We start from the raw sequence: 24,547 nt of genomic DNA, 5'->3' as shown, positions 1-24,547 counted from the left end.
ACCCTGACCCGGTGATCAAGACCGCCCTGCGACCCGGCTGGCTGGCGCTGCTGGCCCTGCTCGTCGCCGTGGTGGTCTCCTTCTACCAGCTCGGTATGTGGCAGCTCGGCGTCTCGTCCAACAAGGCCGCGCGCGAGCTGGCCGCCGCGCAGGCCGCGCGCCCCACCCAGCCGTTGGAGCAGGTCACCGGGCCGCACCAGCCGTTCCCGGCGGACGGCGCCGGGCTTCCGGTCTCGGTCGAGGGGGAGTATGACGCCTCCCTCCAGTTCCTCGTCCCGGACCGGCTGTTGGAGGGGGAGCGGGGCTACTGGGTGGTGACCCCGCTGCGCACCGGGGCCGCCGGCGAGCAGGCCCTGCTGCCGGTCCTGCGCGGCTTCGTCGCCGATCCCGCCGACGCCGACCAGCCGTCGGCCGAGCCGGTCTCGGTGGTCGGCACGCTCGCCCCCTCCGAGTTCGCGCCCGCCGGCCCAGAGGTGCCCGGCCAGCGCACCGGGATCGACACCGCGGACCTCGTCAACGACTGGGGCGAGCCGCTCTACAACGCGTTCGTCTTCCTTGCCGAGGAGGACCCTGCCCTGACCTCCGCCGGCGTCACCCGCGTCCCGGCCCCCGTGTTCGGGGAGTCGGGCATCGACCCGCGCAACGTCGGCTACGCCCTGCAGTGGTTCGTCTTCGCCCTCTTCGCCGTGTACATGTACTACCGCTTCCTCCGCCAGGCCGCGCACCCCGCGCCCGCGCCGAGTCCTGCACCCGCCCAGCCCACGTCATACCCAGGAGACACCGCATGACCCCCCGCGCCAAGCTCGCCTTCTTCCGCATCATGGCTTTCGTCGTGGGCGTCGGCCTGCTGCTGCTCACGCTGCACATGGTGCTGCGCTACGGCTTCGACAACCACGCCCTGGCGTGGTGGCCCGTGCCGCACGGCTGGGTCTACATGGTCTACCTCGTGGCCGTGGCCCTCCTCGGCTTCGAGCTGCGCTGGGGCCTGGGCACCATGGTCGGCGTCATGCTCGCCGGCTGCGTGCCGTTCCTCTCCTTCTGGGTCGAGCACAAGGTCCACGAGGACGCCGCCGCGCGGATCGCGGCGCGCGAGGCCGGCACGGATAAGGTGTCCGCGTGACCTCCCCGCTCGATGCCCGCCCTGTCCTCGTCGTCGACTTCGGCGCGCAGTACGCCCAGCTGATCGCCCGCCGCGTCCGCGAGGCGAGCGTCTACAGCGAGATCGTCCCGCACACGATGTCGGCCGCGGAGATGCTGGCCAAGGACCCTGCCGCGATCATCCTCTCGGGTGGCCCTTCCTCGGTGTATGCCGAGGACGCCCCGGTCCTCGAGGAGGCGGTCGTCACCTCGGGCGTGCCTGTGTTCGGCATCTGCTACGGCTTCCAGGCGATGTCCCGCGCGCTCGGCGGCGAGGTCGAGCGCACCGGCCAGCGTGAGTACGGCGAGACCCGGGCGAGCGTGTCCGGCGAGGACAGCACGCTCTTCGCCGGCCAGCCCGCGGACCAGGTCGTGTGGATGTCGCACGGCGACTCGGTGAGCGTGGCCCCCGAGGGGGCACGGGTGACCGCGCAGACCCCCGGGGCGCCCGTCGCCGCGTTCGAGGATGACGAGCGCCGCCTCTACGGCGTCCAGTGGCACCCGGAGGTGCTGCACTCCGCCCACGGCCAGCGGGTCCTCGAGAACTTCCTGCACCGCGGCGCCGGCATCGAGCCGACCTGGACGAGCGGCAACGTCGTGGAGCAGCTCGTGGACGACATCCGCGCCCGCGTCGGCGACGACCGCGTGATCTGCGGCCTGTCGGGCGGCGTCGACTCCTCGGTGGCGGCCGCCCTGGTGCAGCGCGCCGTGGGGGACCAGCTGACCTGCGTCTTCGTCGACCACGGTCTGCTGCGCGAGGGCGAGGCCGAGCAGGTCGAGCAGGACTTCGTCGCGGCGACCGGGGTGGACCTCGTCGTGGTCGACGCGCGCGAGCGCTTCCTGTCCGCGCTGGCCGGGGTCAGCGACCCGGAGGAGAAGCGCAAGATCATCGGCCGCGAGTTCATCCGCGTCTTCGAGCAGGCGGCCCGCGACGTGGTGGCCGCCCATGCCGGTGCCGAGGCGCAGGCGCACGGCGACCACCCCGTGAAGTGGCTCGTGCAGGGCACCCTCTACCCGGACGTCGTCGAGAGCGGCGGCGGCACCGGCACGGCCAACATCAAGAGCCACCACAACGTCGGCGGTCTGCCCGACGACCTGCAGTTCCAGCTCATCGAGCCGCTGCGCACGCTCTTCAAGGACGAGGTCCGTCAGGTCGGCCTCGAGCTCGGCGTCCCCGAGACGATCGTCTGGCGCCAGCCCTTCCCCGGCCCCGGCCTGGGGATCCGCATCGTCGGCGAGGTGACCGGCGAGCGGCTGGAGATCCTGCGCCAGGCCGACGCCATCGCTCGTGCCGAGCTGACCGCAGCGGGGCTCGACCGCGACGTGTGGCAGTGCCCTGTGGTGCTCCTCGCCGACGTCCGCTCGGTGGGCGTGCAGGGCGACGGGCGCACCTACGGGCACCCGATCGTGCTGCGCCCGGTCTCCAGCGAGGACGCGATGACGGCCGACTGGACCCGGGTGCCCTACGACGTGCTGGCCCGCATCTCCTCGCGCATCACCAACGAGGTCGAGGAGGTCAACCGGGTGGTCCTCGACGTGACGAGCAAGCCGCCGGGCACCATCGAGTGGGAGTGAGCGGTATGCGGCCACGCACCACCGCAGCGCTCGCAGCCGGCAAGGTGGCCCGCTTCGCCTCGCGGCTGCGGGGTGGCGGGTCCGCCCTGCCCGGCCTGGTGACCGAGCGGATCGACCCTGCCGTGCTGCGGCATACCCTCGGATCCCTGCCGCGCGGCGTCGTCGTGGTCTCCGGGACCAACGGCAAGACGACGACGACCAAGATGCTCGTGGCGCTGCTGCGCGCCCACGGGCTGAGGGTGTTCACCAACCCGACCGGCTCCAACTTCACGCGCGGGGTGATCTCCTCGATGCTGGGGGAGATCGGGCTGCGGGGTCGGCTGGACGCCGAGGTCGCCGTGGTCGAGCTGGACGAGGCGCACGCGCTGCACTTCGCGGCTCAGGTGCGCCCGACCCACGCCCTGCTGCTCAACGTCGCCCGCGACCAGCTCGACCGGTTCGCCGAGATCGACCACACCGCCCAGCTGCTGACCCGCCTGGGGGAGCAGACCACCGAGGCGGTGGTGCTCAACGCCGACGACTCCTTCATCTCCCGGATCCAGGACCGGCTGCGGCCGGGCGTCCAGGTGCGCTGGTTCGGCGTCGACCCGACGATCGCCGACCGGCTGCCCGAGCTGCAGGAGGCCGACGTCCGCTTCGAGGACGCGCAGGCGCGTCCGGACCTGGACGGTGAGGACGCCCTGCTGCTGCCGGCGGACGACGGGCGCTCCTTCACCGTGCGCATCCCGGGCGGTCAGGACGTCGGACCCGTCACGCTGCGCCAGCGCGGGCTGGCCGCCATGATCAACGCGACGGCGGCGACGACGATGGCCAGGCAGCTGCTCGGCGAGGACTTCTCCGTGGCGGTCGCGGTGCGGGCGCTGGAGGCCGTCAACCCGCCGTTCGGGCGCGGTGAGGTGATCGACGTCGACGCGTCGCCGCTGGAGCTCGTGCTCGTGAAGAACCCCGCCGGTTTCACGGTCGCGCTCGGGACCTACGGCAACGAGCCGGTCGCGACCATGGTGGCGATCAACGACAACTACGCCGACGGGCGTGACGTGTCCTGGCTCTACGACGTCTCGTTCGAGTCGCTGCGCGAGCGCGGCGTCGCCCTCACCTCGGGCGTGCGCGGGTGGGACATGGCGCTGCGCCTGCGCTACGACGGCGTGGAGGTGGGTGAGGTGGAGACGGACCTCGACGTGGCGCTCGACCGCTTCCTGGCCGCGCACGCGGGGCAGCCCACCCGGATCTTCTGCACCTACACCGCGATGATGCACCTGCGTCGTCGGCTGGCCGACCGCTTCGGTCTGGCGCGCTTCGGAGAGGACCCCGCGGCATGAGCACGCAGAGCTCCCGTTTGCTGCCCGACGCGGTGGCGGGCCTCGCCGGTCGCCCGGCAGACAAGGGTGAGGTCCACCTCGTGCACCTCTACCCACGGGAGATGAGCATCTACGGCGACCTCGGCAACACCCGCTGCCTGGCAGCCCGGCTGCGGTGGCACGGCTACACCCCGGTCGTCCACGACCACCACCCCGGAGCCCCGTGGCCGGAGCGAGCCGACCTGCTGCTCGGTGGCGGGGGCCAGGACAGCGGGCAGGTGCGCGTGCAGGACGACCTCGCCGTCCACGCGGACCGGCTGCGTGAGCTGGCGGCCGACGGTGTGCCGATGCTGATGATCTGCGGGATGTACCAGCTCTTCGGCGAGGCCTTCATCACCGTCGAGGGGCAGCGCCTGCCCGGGCTGGGCATCCTCGACGTGACGACGCGCGGCAACGCCACGAGGATGATCGGGCCGGTCGTCCTGGACACGGAGTTCGGCCCGGTCGTCGGCTACGAGAACCACTCCGGCTCCACCGTGCTCGGCGAGTCGCAGCAGTCCTTCGGCCGGGTCCGTCACGGCAGCGGCAACAACGGCTCCGACGGCACCGAGGGAGCCCGCACGCACAACGTCATCGGCTCCTACCTCCACGGCCCGGTCCTGCCCGCCAACCCGGCGCTGGCCGACGGCCTCCTCGAGGTCGCAGCGCGCCGGGCGACGGGCGGGTGGGCGCCGGAAGAGATCGACGACGCGATCGCCCACCAGGCCCACGACCGTCAGGTCCGCAGGCTCCTCGGCTGAGGGCGCTGGGCTCAGCCGAGGGCGGCGTCCATCAGTCGCTGACCGGCCGCGTCGAAGAGGTCGCGCATCTCGCCCTCCGGGTAGCGGGCGGCCAGGGCGGTCGCCGTGAGGGCTGCACCGACGAGGATCTCCGGGCGGCGGTCGGCGCGCGGGTCGAGGCGCGGGTCCGGCCACGGGTCGGGCCAGGGGAAGGGCCAGCGACGGGGCCAGCCGGTGCCGCACCAGTCCTCCAGATCCTCCCAGAAGGCGTGGACCGCGGACTCCTCACGCCCGCCGACGACGATGATGCCGCGGGCCATGGCGAGCATCACCCGCTGGCCGATCTCCGGCGGCTCGGGCGGGAGGGGCTGGGGGTTGAGCGCCACCGACTCGAGCCGGTGCCGCCACCCCTGCGGGCCACCACCGACGATCTCCCAGAGGCGATCGTCGAGGTGGGCGAAGAACCCGAGCCGGTCCCCCTTGGTCAGGAGCCGGGCGAGGTCGTGAGCTGAAGCCATGGGAGCCTCCCTGGTCACTGTGGCCGGCGCTCGCCGGCATCCTCACAGAGGAGGGCCCGACGTCCGCAGATACGCCAGGGCCACCCTGGACGCGGAGGTCAGCCGCGCGCCTCGGCGGCACCGGCGCGCCGGTGCATGCCGACCCGCCAGGCGGCCAGGGCAGCGACCCCGAAGGGCACCACGACGAGGTGCGCGTACACGGCATACAGCAACGCCGTCGCGGAGGCGGCACCCGGGCTGCCACCGAAGAGGACCAGCAGCCCGGCGGTGCCGACCTCGGTGACGCCGAGGCCTCCGGGGGTCACGGCGAGGGCGGTGAGCAGCTGGCGGAAGGTGTAGGCGGCGATCAGCTCGGCGACAGGCAGGTCCAGACCCACCGCGCGGGCGGCGAACCAGTAGAGCCCGAAGAGCAGGACGAACATCCCGGCCATGCCCAGCGTCATCTCGACGCCACCGCGACGGACCAGTGTCTCCACGCGGCGCCGCTGGTCGGTCACGAGGTGGTCCACACGCCGGAGCCGGTCGCCGCGACCCACCCAGCCGGCGACGGTCTCCACGGCGCGCACGACCCCGGCGGCGACGGAGTCGCTGAAGATCATCAGCGCGGCGAGCACGATCAGCCCGGTGCCGACCGCACCGGCGATGAGGGCGGCCCGCACGACGATCGCCGGTGCGTCGACGGGCCCGGCCACGAGGATGAGGCAGCCGACGACGGGCAGCGCGATGCGGGCCAGCAGGTTCCACAGCGCGGTCACGAGCATGGAGCTGGAGATCTCGCGGGAGGCGAAGCCCCACGAGCGCAGCATGACGAAGGACAGGGCCGCCCCGACCGCTGCCCCCAGCGGCATCACGTTGGAGACGAGCGAGGCCACGGCGTTGACCTTGAGCGCCTGGAGGTGGGAGACCCCGGGCAGCGACCCGCGCACCACCCAGGTGTAGCAGAACAGGCCCGCGATGAGCAGCCCGGCCATCGCGAGGGCGTGGCCGGGCTCCACGCGGGCGAGCTGCGCGCCGATCTCCGACCAGGTGGTGCGCAGGATGCGGGGGAGCCCGAAGGCGATGAGCAGCACCACTAGCACCAGCCCGGCCACCGACTTGGTGACGTCGCGCCACCCCAGCGGGCTCAGGCCCGGGCCCTGCTCGCTCGCCTCTTCGCTCATGCCACCCCGTCGCTCTCCACCCCGTCGCTCTCGGCCCCGTGCGCCTGCGCCCTCGCCCCCTGCGGGGAGAGCAGCCACCACAGTCCTACCACGGGCAGGACGAGCGGGATGAAGAGGTAGCCCTGCCCGAAGTGGCTCCACACCGTGGCGTCGGGGAACATCTGCGGTGCCAGGTAGCTCCAGGCACCGACGGCCAGGACGCCCGCCAGCTCCACGGAGAGCGCCACCACGCTCACCCACCAGGCCCGCGGTCCCCGCGACGCGAGGGAGACCAGCGCCACGACATACACGACCGCAGCGACGGCGGACAGGGTGTAGGCGAGCGGCGCCTCGGAGAAGCGGGTCGAGATCTGGGCGGCCGAGCGGGACACCGTCCCGATGACGAAGACGAGGTAGAGGGCCAGGATGACCCGGCCGGGCCCGTGGCGCCGGTCGCCGGCGTGGGCCAGCGAACGGCTCACGGGGTCATCCCCACGCCGTACCAGATCTGGGCCGCGCGGGCCGCCATGACGGCCGCCGTGAAGGCGGCGACCGAGAGCACGAAGGTGCTCCACCGGGTCCGTTCCTCCCTGGCCCAGACCAGGGCGAGCGCGGGCAGCATGACGACCGTCACGAGGTAGGCCCACAGCTCCCAGGCGGGCCCGACCGGGGACTCGCCCCGCAGCTGGCGGACCAGGTAGAGCACGGCATAGCCGAGCACACCCAGCTGCAGCAGCAGGGTCAGAGCCACGGTGACGCGGCCCGGCGGACGGCCGTTGAGGCCGGCGACGAGGGTGACGAGGGCGACGACGAGGCCGCCCACGAGGGCGGCCAGGGTCGGGGAGTCGAGGTAGGCCGATGAGCCGGTCACGCGCGTCCGTCCAGGGTCACGGGAGGAAGAAGCACAGGCCCCAGGGTATGTCGCGTGGCTGGGGACGAGCCGAAGGTCGCTGTCGGTGGGCGCGCCTAGGATGGTCGCCAGGATGAGCAACCTCTTCGACCACCTGTCCTTCGACCTTCCGCTGCCCTCGATGGCGCCCGGCGCCGCGAGCGGGCACGCCGAGGACGACGCCCACGCCGTCGACCACCGCGGGGTGCCCTCGTGGGCGCTCGGCGAGGGGGAGGCGCCCGCGCCCGAGGGTCGACCGACGGCCCGGACGGCGGACGGCCGGACCGTCGAGGAGCTGCTGGCGGGGCTCAACGAGCCGCAGCGCGAGGCGGTCACGCATGCGGGGAGCCCGCTGCTCATCGTCGCCGGCGCGGGGTCGGGCAAGACCCGGGTGCTCACGCACCGGATCGCCTACCTGCTGGCCGAACGGCACGTGCACCCCGGGCAGATCCTGGCGATCACCTTCACCAACAAGGCGGCCGCAGAGATGCGTGAGCGTGTCGAGACGCTCGTGGGTCCGCGGGCCAAGGCGATGTGGGTCTCGACCTTCCACTCAGCGTGCGTGCGGATCCTGCGTCGCGAGGCCCAGACCGCGGGGCTGAAGTCCTCCTTCTCCATCTACGACGCCGCGGACAGCCAGCGGCTGATGGGGATGGTCATCCGTGATCTCGACCTGGACCCCAAGCGCTACCCGGCGCGGGCGTTCCTGGCGAAGGTCTCCAACGCCAAGAACGAGCTGGTCGACGAGGAGACCTTCGCCGCGCAGGTGGGCAACAACCCCTACGAGCAGAAGGTCGCCGAGGCCTACACGCTCTACCAGCGGCGGCTGCGGGCGGCCAACGCGCTCGACTTCGACGACATCATCTCGACGACGGTGCACGTGCTGCGTGCGTTCCCCGACGTGCGCGAGCACTACCGCCGGCGCTTCCGGCATGTCATGGTCGACGAGTACCAGGACACCAACCACGCGCAGTACGCCCTGGTGCGCGAGCTCGTGGGGGTGGAGGGGGACATCGTCGACGGGGGCAGCCGGGCGCTGCCGCCCGCCGAGCTGTGCGTCGTCGGTGACGCCGACCAGTCGATCTACGCCTTCCGCGGCGCGACCATCCGCAACATCGTGGAGTTCGAGGAGGACTACCCCGACGCGCGGACGATCCTGCTCGAGCAGAACTACCGCTCGACCGCGACGATCCTCTCGGCGGCCAACGCGGTGATCGCCCGCAACCCCAAGCGCCGTGAGAAGAAGCTGTGGACGGACGCGGGGGAGGGCGAGCGGATCGTGGGCTACGTCGCCGACAGCGAGCACGACGAGGCCTCGTTCGTGGCGCGCCGCATCGACGAGCTGGGCGACCAGCGCGGGGTACGGCCGGGGGACGTCGCGGTCTTCTACCGGACCAACGCCCAGTCGCGGGCGCTGGAGGAGATCCTCGTCCGGACGGGGCTGCCCTACAAGGTCGTCGGTGGGACGCGCTTCTACGAGCGCAAGGAGGTCAAGGACGCGCTCGCCTACCTGCGGGTGATCGCCAACCCGGCCGACGACGTCAACCTGCGCCGGATCCTCAACACGCCCAAGCGCGGGATCGGCGACCGGGCCGTCGGAGCCGTCTCGGCGCTCGCCGAGCGGGAGCGCATCCCGTTCGTCGCGGCGCTGGGCCGGGCCGAGGACGCGCCCGCGATCGCGAGCCGCTCGGTCGCGGCGATCCACGGGTTCACCGCGCTGCTGGAGGGACTGGGTCAGATCGCGGCGGACCCGGACAGGGGCGTCGGGGATCTGCTCGAGGAGATCCTCGACCGTTCTGGCTACCTCGCCGAGCTGCGGGCGAGCCCCGATCCTCAGGACGAGACGCGCGTGGAGAACCTCGCCGAGCTGGTCTCGGTGGCCCGGGAGTTCGACGAGACCTACCCGGAGGGCGGGCTCGTCGACTTCCTCGAGCAGGTCTCGCTGGTGGCCGATGCCGACGAGATCCCCGAGGGTGACGAGTCGTCGGGGGTGGTGACGCTGATGACCCTGCACACGGCCAAGGGGCTGGAGTTCCCCGTGGTCTTCCTCACCGGCATGGAGGACGGCACCTTCCCGCACCAGCGCAGCCTCGACGACCCTGACGAGCTCGAGGAAGAACGACGCCTGGCCTACGTCGGCATCACCCGCGCGCGGGAGCAGCTCCACATCTCGCGTGCCGGCAGCCGGGCCGCCTTCGGCGCGCCGCAGTACTTCCCGCCGTCCCGCTTCCTCGACGAGATCCCGGACCACCTCATCACCTGGGAGCGCACCGACGCCGACCGCTCGAGCTTCGGCGGGCGCCGCTCGGCCTCGGAGGGGATGAGCTGGGGCGGCGGGTATGCCGCGCGCGGCGGGTCGGGCGGCTTCGGGGGCCGTCCTGAGGTGGTGCGGCTCAACCCGCGGGGCAGCGCGCCCCGCAAGGAGCGCTCCGCGCAGGAGGTGGCCGAGATCGAGGCGCTGTCCTCCGGCGACCGGGTCAGCCACGACACCTTCGGGCTCGGCACCGTCGTGCGGGTCGAGGGCACCGGCAAGCACACCATGGCGCACGTCGACTTCGGTGGTGACACCGGCGTCAAGCGGCTCCTCGTGCGCGTGGCCCCCCTCGTCAAGCTCTGATCCCCATTCCCACCGAGCGCGTGACGTGGTTGCAGGGAAGGCCGGAAGGAACCACTCGGTGCCTTCGGCGGGCTGTGGGGCAACCACGTGGCGCGGTCGGTGGGGCGAATAGGGTGGTCGGCCGTGAGCACCTCGACGACGAGACCTGAACCGACCACCTCCCGACCCAGCCTGGCGCGCCTGCGGGAGATCGCGCCATACCTCTCCCGCTGGCTGGCGACGCAGGTCGAGTGCCGGCAGGTGCCGGGCGCCCAGGTCGCCGTCCGGCTGGGCGAGGAGCTCGTGCTCTCCGAGGCCTACGGCGTGGCCGATCTCGCGACGGGGCAGCCGCTGACGACGGAGCACATCTTCCGCGTCGCGAGCCACAGCAAGACCTTCACCGCCGTCGCGGTCCTGCAGCTCGTCGAGCAGGGGCGCCTGCGGCTGGACGACACCGTCGCCGACGTGCTGGAGGACTACCGCGAGACCCCGCTCGCGCAGGTCACGGTCCGCGAGCTGCTCAGCCACACCGGCGGCGTCATCCGCGACGGCGTCGACTCCGACTTCTGGCAGCTCGACCGCCCCTTCCCGGACGCCGACGCGCTGCTGGCCGTGGCCCTCGAGCACGGCGCGACCTACGAGCCGCAGGAGCACTTCAAGTACTCCAACATCGGCTACGGCGTCCTCGGCGCGATGGTGGAGCAGGTGACGGGCACGGGGTATGCCGAGCACGTCACCTCGGCGGTCCTCGCCCCCCTCGGCCTGACCTCCACCACCCCCGAGCTGACCGACGCGGCGCTGGCGACCGCGGTGACCGGCCACAGCCGCCCCCACGGGCGGACCCGGGACAGGGTCACCGTGGATCACGTGGGGACCGGCGCGCTGGCCGCGGCGACCGGCTTCGCGTCGACGGCCGAGGAGCTCAGCCGGTTCTTCGGGGCGCTGGCCCTGGGGTCGGGGGAGCTGCTCACCGACCGCAGCCTGCGGCTCATGCACCGCCCCGAGTCGACGTTCACCCGGCGCGGGGTGCAGGTGTCCTACGGGATGGGTCTCATCGGCGCCACGATCGGCGAGCGGAGGACGGTGGGCCACTCCGGCGGCTTCCCTGGGCAGATCACGCGCACCATGGTCGACCCCGCGACCGGCCTGGTCGTCTGCGTGCTCACCAACGCCGTCGACGGCCCGGCCGAGACGCTGGCGACCGGACTGGTCCAGCTGGTCGACGTGCTCACCAAGGACTCCGCCGACTGGCAGGCACTCCCGGACGGAGTCACCCCGGACGACCTGGACCGGCTGACCGGGCGTTATCTCTCGCTCTGGGGAGAGGTCGACGTCGTCCGCGGCGGTGACCGGCTGGTCATGCTCGATCCGACGACCCCGGGACCGTTGGACGCCCTCGAGGAGGTGCGGGCGATCGACGCGACCACGCTCCGCGTCGAGGACAAGGACGGCTTCGGCGGGTCGGGGGAGCGGGTGCCCTTCGAGATCGACGAGGAGGGACGGGTGGTCAGGCTGCGCATCACCGGCGTCAGCTCGTGGCCCGAGGAGACCTACCTGGCCCGGCGCGGCGCCTCCTGGACCCACGCGCCAGGGCAGGCCGCGCCCGTCCCGGCGTCATGATCGGCGCCCTCGCTGCGATATCCTGCGCGCCATGACCCCATCCCCGCTGCGTGTGGTCGTGGCCAAGCCGGGCCTCGACGGCCACGACCGCGGTGCCAAGGTGGTCGCCCGTGCGCTGCGCGACGCCGGCGTCGAGGTGATCTACACCGGGCTGCACCAGACCCCGGAGCAGATCGTCGCTGCCGCCGTCGCCGAGGACGCGGACGCCATCGGTCTGTCCGTCCTCTCCGGGGCCCACCTGACCCTCTTCAAGCGGGTCCTGGACCTCCTCGCGGAGCAGGACGCCTCCGACATCGTCGTCTTCGGCGGGGGGATCATCCCGGACGACGACGTGGTCGCCCTCCGCGAGATGGGGGTCGCCGAGGTCTTCACGCCCGGTGCGAGCACGACCGCGATCACCGACTGGGTGCGCGAGCACCTGGCCCACCAGACCCCAGCCGGGCCCGCCTGAGCGCGGACCCGCCCGACGCCATACCTCTGCCCTGAACACCATCACTCACACGACGGGAAGCTGACCTGTGGATCTGTTCGAGTACCAGGCACGTGACATGTTCGAGAAGCACGGGGTGCCCGTGCTCGCCGGTGCGACGGCCGACACCCCGGAGGCGGCCCGCGACGCCGCCGAGGAGATCGGCCCCAAGTCCGGTGGCGTGACCGTCGTCAAGGCCCAGGTCAAGACCGGCGGCCGCGGCAAGGCCGGTGGCGTCAAGGTCGCCAAGAGCGCCGACGAGGCCGAGCAGCACGCGGCCGCCATCCTCGGCATGGACATCAAGGGTCACACCGTCCACCGCGTGATGATCGCGCAGGGCGCCAGGATCGCCGAGGAGTACTACTTCTCGATCCTGCTCGACCGCGCCAACCGCTCGCTCCTGGCCATGTGCTCCAAGGAGGGCGGTATGGAGATCGAGCAGCTTGCCGTGGAGCGCCCCGAGGCCCTGGCCAAGGTCGAGGTCGACGCCAACACCGGCATCGACGAGGCCAAGGCCCAGGAGATCGTCGACCAGGCCGGCTTCGACGCCGAGACCGGCGCCAAGATCGTCCCGGTCCTGCAGAAGCTGTGGACCGTCTACCGCGACGAGGACGCCACGCTGGTCGAGGTCAACCCCCTCGTCAAGACCGAGGACGGCGAGATCGTCGCGCTCGACGGCAAGGTCACCCTGGACGGCAACGCCGACTTCCGCCAGCCGCACCACGCCGAGCTGGAGGACAAGGCCTCGACCGACCCGCTCGAGGCGCAGGCCAAGGAGCTCGACCTCAACTACGTCAAGCTCGACGGCAACGTCGGCATCATCGGCAACGGCGCGGGTCTGGTCATGTCGACGCTCGACGTGGTCGCCTACGCCGGGGAGGACTACACCGGCGGCGTCGCCAAGCCGGCGAACTTCCTCGACATCGGCGGTGGCGCCTCGGCCGAGGTGATGGCCAACGGTCTGCACGTCATCCTCGGTGACGAGCAGGTCAAGTCGGTCTTCGTCAACGTCTTCGGGGGCATCACCGCGTGCGACGCGGTCGCCAACGGCATCGTCAAGGCCCTGGAGATGCTCGGCGACGAGGAGACCAAGCCCCTCGTCGTGCGCCTCGACGGCAACAACGTCGAGGAGGGCCGCCGCATCCTCGCCGAGGCCAACCACCCGCTGGTCTCCATCGAGGACACGATGGACGGCGCCGCCCGCAAGGCCGCCGAGCTGGCCGCCGCCGCGAACTGACCGCCCCAAGACTGACGCAAAGGATCACGAGACCAACCATGGCGATCTTCCTCAACAACGACTCCAAGGTCATCGTCCAGGGCATGACCGGCTCCGAGGGCATGAAGCACACCCAGCGCATGCTCGCCTCCGGCACCGCCGTCGTCGGCGGCGTCAACCCGCGCAAGGCCGGCACGGAGGTCGAGTTCGAGGGCGGCACGACCGTCCCCGTCTTCGGCACGGTCGCCGAGGCGATGGAGGCCACCGGTGCCAACGTCTCCGTCGTGTTCGTCCCGCCGGCCTTCGCCAAGAGCGCGGTCGTCGAGGCCGTGGACGCCGGTATGCCGCTGCTCGTCGTCATCACCGAGGGCATCGCGGTGCGCGACACGGCCGAGTTCTGGGCCTACGCCCGCGACAAGGGCACGACCCGCATCATCGGCCCGAACTGCCCCGGCCTGATCAGCCCCGGCCAGTCCAACGCCGGCATCATCCCGGCCGACATCGCCGGCCCCGGCAAGATCGGCCTGGTGTCCAAGTCGGGCACCCTGACCTACCAGATGATGTACGAGCTGCGTGAGATCGGCTTCTCCACCGCCGTCGGCATCGGTGGTGACCCGATCATCGGCACCACCCACATCGACTGCCTCGAGGCCTTCGAGGCCGACCCGGAGACCGTCGCGATCGTCATGATCGGCGAGATCGGCGGCGACGCCGAGGAGCGCGCGGCCGCCTACATCCAGGAGCACGTCACCAAGCCGGTCGTCGGCTACGTGGCGGGCTTCACCGCGCCCGAGGGCAAGACGATGGGCCACGCCGGCGCCATCGTGTCCGGCTCCTCCGGCACCGCGCAGGCCAAGAAGGAGGCCCTCGAGGCCGCCGGCGTCAAGGTCGGCAAGACGCCGTCCGAGACCGCCCAGCTCATGCGCGAGGTCATCGCCTCCCTCTGAGTCACCCGCACCACGCCCCGGGGCGGCACCTGGACCACGGTGCCGCCCCTCGGCATACCCGGATTCTCGAGGGCCTCGCCCGACCGCTGTCGGCCGCGAGCGGCGCGCCTCCCCGGGCAGCGGGGGTCCCCGGGACACCATGGCTGCGTCATGACTCTCCTGCAGCGACCCGAGACCTCCCAGGACGAGCCCCCGGGCCCGGACCCGACCCCCGGACTCACGCTCGGCCGCGTCGTCGAGCTGCTGACCGCCGCCGTCGCCGGCGCCGTGTGCGTCCTCCTGGGCGTGCTCGCCGTGGCCGTGCCGGTCCTGGTCACCTGGCTCGCCGACGAGCGCAGCACGGCGTCGTTCTGGCAGAGCGTCGGGGTCTCCGTCGACTTCTGGGCGCTCGCGCACCGCGCCGAGGTCCGGGCGCCCGGCGCGGACGTCGTGCTCGCGCCGCTGCTCCTCACCGCGGGCCTCGTCGTCCTGTGCTGGTACGCCGCCCGCCAGGTCGTCTTCAACCGTCCCGACCTCATGGCCCGCGTCCCGCTGATCCGCGGCTGGCGCTCGGCCTGGCACGCGCTCGGCGGCGAGGACGCCACCGCGTTCGTGGCCGGGTATGTCGTCGCCGGCCTTCTCGTCGCCCACACCGCGAGCTTCGGGCTGGCTCCGGTCTGGCTGCCGAGCCTGGTCCCGGGGGCGGTGCTCGTCCCGCTGCTGTCCGTGGTGCTCGTGTGGTGGCTGGAGCACCGCCGCGACGACCATCCGGCGGTCGACGCGGGCCTGCGCTGGGTGCGTCGGCGCACCCCCGTCCTCGTGAGCCGCGGCGTGCCGGCCGCGGTCGAGGTGCTCGTGGGCCTGTCGGCGGTCTGCTTCCTCATGGTGGTGGGGCTGCTGCTCATCCGGGGGGAGCGGGTCCTCACGCTCTACGGCGCGCTGGACGCCGGGGTGGTCGGCACGACGGTGCTGACGGTCGGGCAGCTGCTGGCGCTGCCCAACCTCATGCTGTGGGCGCTCGCCTGGCTGACGGGCGCGGGGCTGACGGTCGGCACGGTGCACGTCGGCTGGACGGAGTCCACGCCGGGCGACCTGCCCGTCCTCCCCGTGCTGGGTGCGCTGCCCGAGCCGGGCGCCATGCCGCCGGGGCTGTGGGCGATGGCTCTGGTGCCGCTCGTGGCGGGCGGCTGGCTGGGCTATCGCGCCGTCGACGGGACGCCGCGGCTGGCGAGCTGGTGGACCAAGACCCAGATCGCGCTGTTCGGCGCCCTCGTCGTGGGAGTGGCAGCGCTGGTGCTCGGCTGGCTCGCCACCGGGGGTCTGACGCCGGGACTGCTGGGCACCGTGGGCGTCGAGCCGTGGCGCTTCGCAGCACTGCTGACCGCCGAGGTCGCGGCCGGTGCTGTGCTGGTCGTCACCGTCCTGCACCTCAGCGGGGCCCGGCGGGTCGTCCCTCGGGGCGGACCTAGACTGCAGGCGTGACCACCGCCCCGCCCGCGCAGCCTGCCTCGGTCGTCGTCCTCGTCTCCGGCTCCGGCACCCTGCTGCAGGCGCTGCTCGACGCTGCCGCCGACCCGGGCTACGGGGTGCGCGTCGTCGCCGTGGGGGCCGACCGGGACGGGATCGAGGGTCTGGCGCGCGCCGAGCGCGCCGGCGTCCCGACCTTCGTGGTCCGGCTGGGCGACCACCCCGACCGGGCAGCCTGGGACCTCGCCCTCGCCGACGCGATCGGTGCCCACGACCCCGACCTCGTCGTCTCGGCCGGCTTCATGAAGATCATCGGCGAACCCAGCCTGAGCCGGTTCCGGATCGTCAACACCCACCCGGCGCTCCTGCCCAGCTTTCCCGGTGCGCACGGCGTGCGGGACGCGCTGGCCCATGGCGTGAAGGTCACCGGCACCACGCTCTTCGAGGTGGACCCCGGCGTCGACACCGGCCGGATCCTGGCCCAGCGAGCGGTCGAGGTGCTCCCGGGCGACACCGAGGAGACGCTCCACGAGCGCATCAAGGGCGTCGAGCGGGCGATCCTCGTCGAGGAGCTCCCTGGGCTCCTGCGAGGTGACCTCGCACCCTCCGCCCACGGCTAGACTGGCCGCACACGACTGGCGCGGGTGGTCCACCACCGGGGAGTGAGAGTTCGTGGGCATCGCCCGCCTGGGTGCCCGCCGGAGCATGCCGCATCGCTGCAGCACGTCCGCACACCGCCGACCGCGAGGAGCACCACGTGACCACCGACCAGCGCCCCGTCCGCCGCGCTCTCGTCTCCGTCTACGACAAGACCGGGCTCGAGGACCTCGTCCGCAGCCTGCACGAGGCGGGCGTCGAGATCGTCTCCACGGGCGGCTCCGCCCGGCTCGTCGAGAGCCTCGGCCTGCCGGTCACCAAGGTCGAGGACCTCACCGGCTTCCCGGAGTGCCTGGACGGTCGCGTCAAGACCCTCCACCCGCGCGTGCACGCCGGCATCCTGGCCGACACCACCAACCCCGACCACGTCCGCCAGCTCGAGGAGCTGGACGTCGAGGGCTTCGACCTGGTCGTCGTCAACCTCTACCCCTTCACCGACACGGTGATGTCCGGGGCGTCGCAGGAGGAGTGCGTCGAGCAGATCGACATCGGCGGTCCGACCATGGTGCGCGCGGCCGCGAAGAACCACCGCAGCGTCGCCGTGGTCACCAGCCCCACGGCATACCCCCAGGTCGTCGAGGCCGTGCGCGCCGGCGGTTTCACCCTCGCGCAGCGGCAGACCCTCGCGGCGCAGGCCTTCGTCCACACCGCCACGTATGACGTGCACGTCGCCTCGTGGATGGGCAACGTCGTGGCCGACACCAGCGACGGCACCGGGTTCCCGGCGTGGGCCGGAGCCACCTGGGACAAGGCCGCGGTGCTGCGCTACGGCGAGAACCCCCACCAGCGCGCCGCGCTCTACGTCGACGGCTTCGTGCCCGAGCCCGGCCTGGCCCAGGCCGAGCAGCTGGGCGGCAAGGAGATGTCGTTCAACAACTACGTGGACGCCGACGCCGCCCGCCGCGCCGCCCACGACCACGGCGACCGCCCCACCGTCGCGATCATCAAGCACGCCAACCCCTGCGGCATCGCCGTCGGCGCCGACGTCGCCGAGGCGCACCGCAAGGCGCACGAGTGCGACCCCGTGTCGGCCTTCGGCGGCATCATCGCCACCAACGTCCCGGTCACCCGGGCGATGGCCGAGCAGGTCGCCGAGGTCTTCACCGAGGTGGTCGTCGCTCCCGACTTCGACGAGGACGCCCTCGAGCTGCTGCGCGGCAGGAAGAACCTGCGGCTGCTCAAGGCGTCCTCCCCGAGCCGGGGCGGCATCGAGACCCGTCCCATCTCCGGGGGCCTGCTCATGCAGTCCGTGGACGCGCTCGACGCCGAGGTCGAGGGCGGGGGGGACGACGCGTCCCGCTGGCGGCTCGTGGCCGGGGACCCGGCCGACGAGGCGACGCTGGGTGACCTGCAGTTCGCCTGGCGCGCCGTCCGCGCGACGAAGTCCAACGCGATCCTGCTGGCCGACGACGGCGCGAGCGTCGGTGTCGGTATGGGGCAGGTCAACCGGGTCGACTCCTGCCACCTCGCGGTGAGCCGGGCCGGTGAGCGGGCGGCCGGCTCCGTGGCGGCCTCTGACGCCTTCTTCCCCTTCGCAGACGGTCTGCAGGTGCTCCTCGACGCTGGTGTCCGGGCCGTGGTCGCGCCCGGCGGATCGGTCCGCGACGAGGAGGTCGTCGAGGCGGCGCGCGCTGCTGGCGTCACCCTCTACTTCACCGGGACCCGGCACTTCGCGCACTGAGCCCGGCGGCACGGGAGCCGCCCGCAGGCCGGTTCCGGGCGCCGCTAGAGTCAGGCCATGACCACACTCGTGCTCACCGTGATCGGCGACGACCGTGCAGGTCTCGTCAGTGCGCTCGCCGACGTCGTCGACGAGCACGGCGGCAGCTGGGGCCGTAGCCAGCTCGCCGAGCTCGCCGGCAAGTTCGCCGGCATCGTGACCGTCGAGGTCCCTCAGGACCGCGTCGAGGCACTCACCGCAGCCCTCGAGCCGCTGCATGGCGTGCTTGACACGACGGTCCACGAGGCCGCGGCCGCCTCGGCCGAGCACGAGGGGACGGCCTACCGCCTGGAGCTGGTCGGCAACGACCACCCGGGCATCGTGCGCCAGGTCAGCGGCGCACTGGCCGAGCAAGGGCTGAGCATCGAGTCGCTGGAGTCACGCACGGTGCCCACCCCCGAGTCCGGTGGTCAGACGTTCGAGGCGGAGATCGTGCTGCGCCCGGCCACGGGCGCTGACCTCGACGCACTGCAGAACGCCCTGGAGGGGCTCGCCGACGACCTCATGGTCGACATCACCCTGGAAGCTGAGGAGTCATGACCGCGACGATGCTGGACGGCAAGGCCGTCCTCGCGACCATCAAGGACGAGCTGCGTGTGCGTGTGCAGGCGCTGGCCGAGCGCGGGGTCGTGCCCGGGCTGGGCACCGTCCTGGTCGGGGACAACCCCGCCAGCACGTGGTACGTCGGCGCCAAGCACCGCGACTGCGCGGAGATCGGCATCGCGAGCATCCGGCGCGACCTGCCCGGCGACTCCTCGCTGGAGGAGGTGCTGGGTGTCGTCGACGAGCTCAACGCCGACCCCGCCTGCACCGCCTTCCTGGTGCAGCAGCCGACCGGCCTGGACGAGTTCGCGATCCTCTCACGGGTCGACCCGGCCAAGGACGTCGACGGCCTGCACCCGCACAACCTGGGCTGCCTGGTGATGGGCGAGCCGGCGCCGCTGCCCTGCACGCCGGTGGGGGCCGTCGAGCTCCTGCGTCGCTACGAGGTGCCGATCAAGGGTGCCGAGGTCGTCATCGTCGGTCGCGGGCTCACGGTCGGACGCCCGCTCGGCCTCATCCTCACCCGCCGCAGCGAGAACGCCACGGTCACGCTGTGCCACACCGGCACCAAGGATCTTGCGGCCCACACCCGCAACGCCGACATCATCATCGCCGCAGCCGGTGTCCCCGACATCATCACCCCTGACATGGTCAAGGAGGGCGCGGCCGTCCTGGACGTCGGCGTCTCCCGCCGGGACGGCAAGATCGCCGGCGACGTGCACCCCGACGTCGCCGAGGTCGCCGGGTGGCTCACCCCCAACCCCGGCGGCGTGGGTCCGATGACGCGGGCCATGCTCCTGGTCAACGTCGTGGAGGCGGCTGAGCGCGCCGCCGGCGTCGTCCCGGCGTGACCGCTCCGGGGGACGACCCCGAGGCCGAGGTCCGGGCGGCGGCGCCGCGCCAGCCGCTCGGGCTCTGGTGGCTGGCCGTCATCGGTCTGGCCCTGGCGGGCCTCCTGCTGGTGACGAGCAACCTGCGTGCCTACGGGTATGCCGTCGGCGTCACCCTCGCCGTGCTCGCGCTGCTGCGCGCGACCTTGCCCGAGCCCGCGCTGGGCGGCCTCGTGGTGCGCCAGCGCTGGACGGACGTGGCGACGCTGTCCTTCCTGGGATCGGCCGTGGCCATCCTGGCCAGCACGCTGCGGCTCACGGACCTGTAGGTCGCCGAGCTGCCCCGACAGCGACGGGCCGCGGCGGTCAGATCGACCGCCGCGGCCCGTCGCCGTCCGTGAGGGAGGTCAGCCCAGCAGGCCGAGCTCGGTCACCGCCTTGCGCTCCTCGTCGAGCTCGGCCACCGACGCGTCGATCTTGCCGCGCGAGAACTCATCGATCTCCAGGCCCTGGACGATCTCCCAGCGGCCGTCCTTGACGGTCACGGGGAAGGAGCTCACCAGACCCTCCGGCACGCCGTAGGAGCCGTCGGAGCGGACCGCCATCGAGACCCAGTCGCCCTCGGCGGTGCCCTCGACCCAGGTGCGGGCGTGGTCGATGGTCGCGGACGCGGCGGAGGCAGCGGAGGAGGCACCGCGCGCCTCGATGATCGCCGCACCACGCTTGGCGACGGTGGGGATGAAGGTGTTGGCCAGCCACTCCTGGTCGCCGACGGCCTCCGCGGCGTTCTGGCCGGAGACCTCCGCGTGGAACAGGTCGGGGTACTGGGTGGCGGAGTGGTTGCCCCAGATCGTCATACGACGGATCTCGGTGACCGGCACGCCGAGCTTGGCAGCCAGCTGGCTGATGGCACGGTTGTGGTCCAGGCGAGTCAGCGCGGAGAAGCGCTCGGTCGGGATGTCGGGCGCGTTGCTCATCGCGATGAGGGCGTTGGTGTTCGCCGGGTTGCCGGTGACCGTGACCCGGATGTCGTCGGCGGCCACGTCGTTGAGGGCCTTGCCCTGCGGGGCGAAGATGCCGCCGTTGGCCTCCAGCAGGTCGCCGCGCTCCATACCGGGGCCGCGCGGGCGGGCACCGACGAGCAGGGCGTGGTTGACGCCGTCGAACACCTTCGTGGCGTCGTCCCCGATCTCCACCTTGGCCAGGGTCGGGAACGCGCAGTCGTCCAGCTCCATCACGACGCCCTCGAGCGCCTTCAGCGCCGGCGTGATCTCCAGCAGCCGCAGCTCGACGGGGGTGTCCGGACCCAGCAGGGCACCGCTGGCGATGCGGAAGAGCAGGCTGTAGCCGATCTGGCCGGCGGCGCCGGTGACGGCGACCTTGACAGGAGAGTTCACGACGGAGATCCCTTCGGGAGGTGGGGCAGGTCGGACCCGCCGACGTCGGCGTGAAGCCGGGGATCGCTGCGCCCGACGCTAGCACCCGCGGGGTGGCTGACCCGAGCCTGTCGACCTCCGCACCCAGAATCTCGGGTGGCCGATGTGAAGGAACCCGATTACGGTAGTCGGCGGACCGGGCGAGGGTGACCCCCCGAGGGGCGCTGAACGTGCCCCGACCCTGCCTGCCGGAAGGAAGGATTGAGCGATGGGTTTCTTCGACAAGGTCAAGGACGCGCTGACCACCTCTGACGCCGAGCGCGCTGAGAAGGCGCAGGAGGCCGCCGACAAGGCCACCCAGGAGTACCGCGAGACGGCCGACCAGGCCAAGGCCGAGTACCGCGACGAGGCCAAGGAGGCCAAGGAGCGCGAGCTCGAGGCGCGCCAGAAGGCTGCCGAGGCCCGCGAGAAGGCCGGTCTGCAGGCGGAGGAGAAGGTGGAGGCCAAGGCCGAGAAGGCTGAGGACAAGGCTGCCGAGGCGCGCGAGAAGGCCGAGAAGGCCGCCGAGGAGCGCGAGGAGAAGGCCGCCTCCCGCGACGCGGACAAGCCGGACTACCGCACCTACACCGTCAAGTCCGGCGACACGCTCTCCGGCATCGCCGCTCAGTACGGCGTCGACTGGCGTGAGATGGCCCGCCTGAACAAGCTCGACAACCCGGACCTGATCTACCCCGGTCAGGTCTTCAAGGTGCCGAACAACTGAGGATCCGCACCTGGTGGTCGGGCCCCGGAGCGTCTCGCTGCGGGGCCCGACCCGTGCGCGGCGGAGGCCAAGTAGGGTGTGGCCCGTGACCACCGACGGATCCGCACCCTCTGTCTCCCCGGTGGTCGGGGTCGCGATCCCGGTCCCCGAGCCCTGGGGCAGCTACCTGCAGCAGCAGCGGCGCGACTACGGCGACTCCCGCGCCGACCACACCCCCACGCACGTGACCCTCCTGCCGCCGACCCCGCTGCGGCCCGACCAGATCCGACCCTTCCGTGAGCACCTGGCCCACGTGGCCCGGAGCCAGCCCAGCTTCGAGGTCGTGCTCCGTGGCACCGGGACCTTCCGTCCCGTCTCCGAGGTCGTCTACGTCCAGCTGGCGCAGGGGGTCAGCAGCTGCGAGCGCCTGGAGAGCGCCGTCCGCTCCGGGCCTGTGGAGCGCACGCTGGCCTTCCCGTACCACCCGCACGTCACGGTGGTGCACGACGGGCCCGGGCATGTCCTCGACCGGGCCTTCGAGGACCTGGCCGCCTTCACCTGTCGTTTCGAGGTGGAGTCGTTCCGCCTCTACCTCCACTCCGGCGACGAGGTGTGGAGCCAGGTGGAGGACTACCGGCTCACGCCACGGACCGGCTGAAGTCCCGGATCGCCAGCGCGTAGTGGTCGAGCAGCTGCTCGACCAGCGCGGGCCAGGAGCGCGTCACCACCCGGTCGCGCGCCGCGAGCCCCATCCGCTCGCGCAGCTCGGCCGCCTCGGGGCCGACGAGCGGCGCCACCTTGGCGGCCAGGTCGCCCGGCCGGTCGGGGTCGAAGAGGTCGCCGGTGACCCCGACCTCGACGAGGTCGAGCGGACCGCCGCGCGCGGGCGCGACCACCGGGAGGCCGGCCGCGGCCGCCTCCTGGATGGTCTGCCCGAAGGTCTCGCGGGTGCCGGTGTGCACGAAGACGTCGAAAGCGGCATACGCCCGGGCCAGGTCCTCGCCCTCGCGACGACCCAGGAAGACGGCGCCGGGGAGGCTGGCGGCGAGCATCTCGCTGCTGGGACCCTCGCCGACGAGGACGAGCCGGGTGCCGGGCACCCTGGCCAGCTCGACGAGTCGGTGCAGCTCCTTCTCCGGGGCCAGCCGGCCCACGTAGCCCAGCAGCGTCTCTCCGCGGGGGGCGAGCCGGGCCCGGAGCGCAGCGGTGCCGGGGTCCGTGCGGCGGGCGGGGTGGAAGAGGTCGGAGTCCACGCCCCGGCCCCACTGGGCGATCCGGGGGACGTCGTGGGCGGCGAGGTCCTGCAGCGCCGCGCTGGAGGGAGCGAGGGTGAGGTCTGCCTGCTGGTGGATGCGCCGGATCCAGCGCCAGGCCGCCCGCGCCGTCAGGTCGCCGGCCGGCCCCGAGTGCTGCCGGATGTAGGACGGCATGTCCGTCTGGTAGATGGCCACGGACGGTATGCCGAGCGCGCGCGCCGCGGTCAGGCCCCGCACCCCCAGCACGAAGGGGGAGGCGACGTGCATGACGTCCGGCCGGAAGCGGTGGAGCACCGTCTCGATCTCGTAGGAGGGCAGGCCCACCCGGAACTGGCGCACCGGCACGCTCGTCACGCTGTGCACCGGGAAGCCTGCGTAGTGCTCCGGGGTCATGGTCGGGCTCCACGGGCTGGTGCCGGGGGCGATGACCAGTGCGTCATGGCCCTGGGCGCGCAGCGACTCCAGCACCTTGCACACGCTCGTGGTCACGCCGTTGAGCGCGGGCAGGAAGGACTCGGTGACGATGGCGACCCTCACGTGCTCCAGCCTCGCGGGAGCCGGTGTGTCGGCGGCGACATCCGGGGGTGTGTCGGGTGATCGGCGGGTGACGAGTGGATGACCGATGGCATCGCGCAGACGTCCCGTCGACGACGGCCGCCCGCGGTGCGCTCCTGGGGGATGGCTCAGGTCAGCTCCTCCCTGCCCGTGCCGTGGAGCAGCGCCACGACGTTCCTGACCTCCTGCGCGCGCTCGCGCGTGGTGACGAGCAGGGCGTCGGCCGTGTCTACCACGACGACGTCGTCCAGGCCCAGCGTGACGACGGTCCTCCCGGACCGCGCGACCACCACACCCGTCGAGCCGACGTTGACGACCTTGTCGGGGTCCCCGAGGACCCGGAGGCCCTGGTCGTCGGCGGAGTCTTCCAGAAGATCTGCGAGAGAGGCGAAGTCGCCGACGTCGTCCCAGTCGAACGGTGCCTTCACGACCGCCACGCGTCCCGCGGCGGCCGCGGGCTCGGCCACGGCGTGGTCGATGGCCACCGCGGTCAGCGTCCCCCACAGCTCCTCGAGCCGCGCCGGCGCCGCGGCGATCTCGCGCAGCACCTCGACCATCCGGGGGTGCTGCTGGTCCAGCAGCTCCAGCAGGACGGTGGCGCGGACGACGAACATGCCGGCGTTCCACAGGTAGTCGCCGGACTCGAGGTAGGTGCGGGCCCGCTCCGCGTCCGGCTTCTCGACGAACGCCCGGACGTGGTGGGAGTCGGGGGAGTCGGCCGTCTGCAGGCGGGGGCCGACGCGGATGTAGCCGAAGCCGGTCGCCGGGTGGGTGGGGCTGATCCCGAGCGTCACCAGCCACCCCTCGCGGGCGGCGCGCACCGCCTGCCCCACGCGGTCGTGAAAGACGTCGAGGTCACCGATGACGTGGTCGGCGGCGAAGGAGGCGAGGACCGCCTGGGGGTCTCGCCGTTCCAGCACGGCGGCGGCCAGCCCGATCGCCGGCATCGAGTCGCGGGCCGACGGCTCGACGAGCAGGTCGCGCAGCTCCGGCACCTGCGCGCGCACGGCGTCGGCGTGCCGTCGGCCGGTGACGACCATCACCCGGTCGCCCACGAGGGGGCGCAGGCGGTCGACGGTGGCCTGGAGGAGGGTCCGTCCGCTGCCGGTGAGGTCGTGGAGGAACTTGGGGGAGCCGGCCCTCGACAACGGCCACAGCCGCGTTCCCGACCCCCCGGCGGGGATCACCGCGGTGAGGTCGGGGATCCCGTCGACGACATGCTCTGCGGAAGGCATGCGG

The 24,547-nt window shown here is 72.5% G+C and carries 25 protein-coding genes and 1 riboswitch; of the genes, 18 read left to right on the top strand and 7 right to left on the bottom strand.

Annotated elements, in window-relative coordinates; genetic code table 11:
- The first annotated feature begins 11 nt into the window (after positions 1 to 11).
- From IEV65_RS09720 to IEV65_RS09700, 5 genes are read left to right on the top strand one after another with little or no spacing between them, the layout of a single operon-like run.
- Positions 12 to 788: an SURF1 family protein gene (locus tag IEV65_RS09720; RefSeq protein ID WP_188430239.1), complete on the top strand. Its 777-nt coding sequence runs from the start codon at positions 12 to 14 to the stop codon at positions 786 to 788.
- Positions 785 to 1,120, top strand: coding sequence for a DUF3817 domain-containing protein (locus tag IEV65_RS09715; protein WP_188430237.1), 336 nt, complete (start codon positions 785 to 787; stop codon positions 1,118 to 1,120). Before IEV65_RS09720 ends, IEV65_RS09715 begins: the two co-directional genes overlap by 4 nt.
- Positions 1,117 to 2,712 carry a glutamine-hydrolyzing GMP synthase gene (gene guaA / locus IEV65_RS09710; protein WP_188430235.1) on the top strand — a complete coding sequence of 532 codons (1,596 nt, stop codon included), beginning with the start codon at positions 1,117 to 1,119 and terminating at the stop codon, positions 2,710 to 2,712. Before IEV65_RS09715 ends, guaA begins: the two co-directional genes overlap by 4 nt.
- Before the next feature lie 5 nt (positions 2,713 to 2,717).
- Positions 2,718 to 4,031, top strand: coding sequence for a Mur ligase family protein (locus tag IEV65_RS09705; protein WP_188430233.1), 1,314 nt, complete (start codon positions 2,718 to 2,720; stop codon positions 4,029 to 4,031).
- Positions 4,028 to 4,810 (top strand): type 1 glutamine amidotransferase, encoded by a 783-nt coding sequence (locus IEV65_RS09700; protein ID WP_188430231.1) that lies wholly within the window; start codon positions 4,028 to 4,030, stop codon positions 4,808 to 4,810. Before IEV65_RS09705 ends, IEV65_RS09700 begins: the two co-directional genes overlap by 4 nt.
- Positions 4,811 to 4,821: 11 nt before the next feature.
- Here the strand turns inward: IEV65_RS09700 and IEV65_RS09695 are convergent, their stop codons facing one another.
- From IEV65_RS09695 to IEV65_RS09680, 4 genes are all read right to left on the bottom strand, one after another.
- Positions 4,822 to 5,307: a hypothetical protein gene (locus IEV65_RS09695; protein WP_188430229.1), complete on the bottom strand. Its 486-nt coding sequence runs from the start codon at positions 5,305 to 5,307 to the stop codon at positions 4,822 to 4,824.
- A 98-nt stretch (positions 5,308 to 5,405) separates the two neighbouring features.
- Positions 5,406 to 6,467, bottom strand: a complete 1,062-nt coding sequence (locus IEV65_RS09690; RefSeq protein ID WP_188430227.1) for a lysylphosphatidylglycerol synthase transmembrane domain-containing protein — start codon at positions 6,465 to 6,467, stop codon at positions 5,406 to 5,408.
- Positions 6,464 to 6,928, bottom strand: coding sequence for a hypothetical protein (locus IEV65_RS09685; RefSeq protein ID WP_188430225.1), 465 nt, complete (start codon positions 6,926 to 6,928; stop codon positions 6,464 to 6,466). Before IEV65_RS09685 ends, IEV65_RS09690 begins: the two co-directional genes overlap by 4 nt.
- Complete coding sequence (locus tag IEV65_RS09680) at positions 6,925 to 7,317, bottom strand: hypothetical protein (protein ID WP_188430223.1); 393 nt, start codon at positions 7,315 to 7,317, stop codon at positions 6,925 to 6,927. The genes IEV65_RS09685 and IEV65_RS09680 overlap by 4 nt, the downstream gene beginning before the upstream one ends.
- Before the next feature lie 112 nt (positions 7,318 to 7,429).
- Between IEV65_RS09680 and pcrA the strand changes: the two genes are divergently transcribed.
- The 11 genes from pcrA to IEV65_RS09625 all read left to right on the top strand — a co-directional run bounded on the left by pcrA (position 7,430) and on the right by IEV65_RS09625 (position 19,708).
- A complete protein-coding gene (gene pcrA / locus IEV65_RS09675; protein ID WP_188430222.1) occupies positions 7,430 to 9,952 on the top strand; it encodes a DNA helicase PcrA in 2,523 nt (840 codons plus the stop codon).
- 123 nt (positions 9,953 to 10,075) lie between these two features.
- On the top strand, positions 10,076 to 11,551 hold the full coding sequence (locus IEV65_RS09670) for a serine hydrolase domain-containing protein (RefSeq protein WP_188430220.1): 1,476 nt from the start codon (positions 10,076 to 10,078) through the stop codon (positions 11,549 to 11,551).
- Positions 11,552 to 11,582: 31 nt separating this feature from the next.
- Complete coding sequence (locus tag IEV65_RS09665) at positions 11,583 to 12,002, top strand: cobalamin B12-binding domain-containing protein (protein ID WP_188430218.1); 420 nt, start codon at positions 11,583 to 11,585, stop codon at positions 12,000 to 12,002.
- 67 nt (positions 12,003 to 12,069) lie between these two features.
- The gene (gene sucC, locus IEV65_RS09660; protein WP_188430216.1) at positions 12,070 to 13,257 is read left to right on the top strand and encodes an ADP-forming succinate--CoA ligase subunit beta; all 1,188 of its coding nucleotides are present in this window, start codon (positions 12,070 to 12,072) and stop codon (positions 13,255 to 13,257) included.
- A 38-nt stretch (positions 13,258 to 13,295) separates the two neighbouring features.
- The gene (gene sucD / locus IEV65_RS09655; RefSeq protein ID WP_188430214.1) at positions 13,296 to 14,183 is read left to right on the top strand and encodes a succinate--CoA ligase subunit alpha; all 888 of its coding nucleotides are present in this window, start codon (positions 13,296 to 13,298) and stop codon (positions 14,181 to 14,183) included.
- A gap of 150 nt (positions 14,184 to 14,333) precedes the next feature.
- Positions 14,334 to 15,644, top strand: a complete 1,311-nt coding sequence (locus tag IEV65_RS09650; RefSeq protein WP_188430212.1) for a cell division protein PerM — start codon at positions 14,334 to 14,336, stop codon at positions 15,642 to 15,644.
- The gene (purN, locus tag IEV65_RS09645) at positions 15,641 to 16,249 is read left to right on the top strand and encodes a phosphoribosylglycinamide formyltransferase (RefSeq protein WP_188430210.1); all 609 of its coding nucleotides are present in this window, start codon (positions 15,641 to 15,643) and stop codon (positions 16,247 to 16,249) included. Before IEV65_RS09650 ends, purN begins: the two co-directional genes overlap by 4 nt.
- 1 nt (position 16,250) lies before the next feature.
- Positions 16,251 to 16,329: riboswitch (ZMP/ZTP riboswitch) on the top strand.
- 57 nt (positions 16,330 to 16,386) lie between these two features.
- A complete protein-coding gene (gene purH / locus IEV65_RS09640; RefSeq protein WP_188430208.1) occupies positions 16,387 to 17,967 on the top strand; it encodes a bifunctional phosphoribosylaminoimidazolecarboxamide formyltransferase/IMP cyclohydrolase in 1,581 nt (526 codons plus the stop codon).
- Between the two features lie 57 nt (positions 17,968 to 18,024).
- The gene (locus IEV65_RS09635) at positions 18,025 to 18,546 is read left to right on the top strand and encodes a glycine cleavage system transcriptional repressor (protein WP_188430206.1); all 522 of its coding nucleotides are present in this window, start codon (positions 18,025 to 18,027) and stop codon (positions 18,544 to 18,546) included.
- Complete coding sequence (locus IEV65_RS09630) at positions 18,543 to 19,400, top strand: bifunctional methylenetetrahydrofolate dehydrogenase/methenyltetrahydrofolate cyclohydrolase (protein ID WP_188430204.1); 858 nt, start codon at positions 18,543 to 18,545, stop codon at positions 19,398 to 19,400. Before IEV65_RS09635 ends, IEV65_RS09630 begins: the two co-directional genes overlap by 4 nt.
- A complete protein-coding gene (locus IEV65_RS09625; RefSeq protein WP_188430202.1) occupies positions 19,397 to 19,708 on the top strand; it encodes a DUF3017 domain-containing protein in 312 nt (103 codons plus the stop codon). Before IEV65_RS09630 ends, IEV65_RS09625 begins: the two co-directional genes overlap by 4 nt.
- Before the next feature lie 78 nt (positions 19,709 to 19,786).
- Here IEV65_RS09625 and IEV65_RS09620 read toward each other — a convergent pair whose 3' ends face one another.
- Positions 19,787 to 20,776, bottom strand: coding sequence for a malate dehydrogenase (locus IEV65_RS09620; RefSeq protein ID WP_229735121.1), 990 nt, complete (start codon positions 20,774 to 20,776; stop codon positions 19,787 to 19,789).
- A 247-nt stretch (positions 20,777 to 21,023) separates the two neighbouring features.
- On the opposite strand from IEV65_RS09620, the gene IEV65_RS15660 reads away from it, so the two are divergent.
- Both IEV65_RS15660 and IEV65_RS09610 read left to right on the top strand, forming a co-directional pair.
- The gene (locus tag IEV65_RS15660) at positions 21,024 to 21,518 is read left to right on the top strand and encodes a LysM peptidoglycan-binding domain-containing protein (protein ID WP_229735120.1); all 495 of its coding nucleotides are present in this window, start codon (positions 21,024 to 21,026) and stop codon (positions 21,516 to 21,518) included.
- Between the two features lie 85 nt (positions 21,519 to 21,603).
- A complete protein-coding gene (locus IEV65_RS09610) occupies positions 21,604 to 22,155 on the top strand; it encodes a 2'-5' RNA ligase family protein (RefSeq protein WP_188430199.1) in 552 nt (183 codons plus the stop codon).
- Here IEV65_RS09610 and IEV65_RS09605 read toward each other — a convergent pair.
- Together IEV65_RS09605 and IEV65_RS09600 are read right to left on the bottom strand one after the other, a co-directional pair.
- Positions 22,136 to 23,290 (bottom strand): glycosyltransferase family 4 protein, encoded by a 1,155-nt coding sequence (locus IEV65_RS09605; protein ID WP_188430198.1) that lies wholly within the window; start codon positions 23,288 to 23,290, stop codon positions 22,136 to 22,138. The two genes, IEV65_RS09610 and IEV65_RS09605, sit on opposite strands and share 20 nt — an antisense overlap.
- 146 nt (positions 23,291 to 23,436) lie before the next feature.
- On the bottom strand, positions 23,437 to 24,543 hold the full coding sequence (locus tag IEV65_RS09600; protein ID WP_188430196.1) for a mannose-1-phosphate guanylyltransferase: 1,107 nt from the start codon (positions 24,541 to 24,543) through the stop codon (positions 23,437 to 23,439).
- Between the last annotated feature and the right edge of the window lie 4 nt (positions 24,544 to 24,547).

Origin of the sequence: Ornithinimicrobium tianjinense (genome assembly GCF_014636495.1) — a bacterium.
GTDB lineage: Bacteria > Actinomycetota > Actinomycetes > Actinomycetales > Dermatophilaceae > Ornithinicoccus > Ornithinicoccus tianjinensis.
Note: the sequence above shows the minus strand (reverse complement) of the source record. Positions and strands in the feature narration are given on the sequence as shown.